Source organism: Curtobacterium sp. MCBA15_016 (assembly GCF_001865105.1).
Taxonomy (GTDB): domain Bacteria; phylum Actinomycetota; class Actinomycetes; order Actinomycetales; family Microbacteriaceae; genus Curtobacterium.
Window position 1 is genome coordinate 10911 of sequence record NZ_MJGR01000031.1, and the last position, 612, is coordinate 11522.

General features: G+C 72.1%; 1 protein-coding gene. It reads right to left on the reverse strand.

All coding sequences use genetic code 11. The annotated features are described in order from the left end of the window. Nucleotides 1-117: 117 nt before the first annotated feature. Nucleotides 118-612: response regulator transcription factor (locus BIV03_RS12920; RefSeq protein ID WP_071295999.1), on the reverse strand; the 495-nt coding region annotated here is incomplete at its 5' end.

Here is a 612-nt window from a genome sequence, read left to right on the forward strand (position 1 = left end):
CGGTCGTCGCGGTGCGGTCGAGCGTCGTGGTCATGGCATCGTCCCCTCGGCGGGTCAGCGAGGTGACCACCATCGCCGCCGGGGCGTCGTCGTGGCAGGGTCGATGGTCCCGCGGCCTCAGCGTCGGCGGTCGCGGACCCCGTGGTCGGCGCCGTAGACCGCAGCCTGCGTCCGGCGCTCCAGACCGAGCTTCGCGAGCAACCCGGACACGTAGTTCTTCACGGTCTTCTCCGCCAGGCCCAGCCGGTCGCCGATCTGCCGGTTCGTCAGGCCGCCGGCGATGAGCTCGAGGACCTGCCGTTCGCGCATGGTGAGCTCCGGGACGTCATCGCGGACGTCCTTGGTCAGCCGTTCCACGGTCGCCGGCACGGTCGCGGCGGGCAGGAGTCGGCGACCCGCGGCGACTCGACGGATGTCCTCGAGCAGTGTCTGTCCCCGGATGTCCTTCACCACGTAGCCCGCGGCGCCGGCGAGGATCGCGGCCTGCATCGCGCGGTCGTCGTCGTAGGCGGTCAGCATGAGGCAGGCGATGTCCGGGAAGGCGGAACGGACCGAGCGGCAGGCGTCGATCCCGCTGCCGTCGGGGAGCCGGACGTCGAGGACGACCACGTC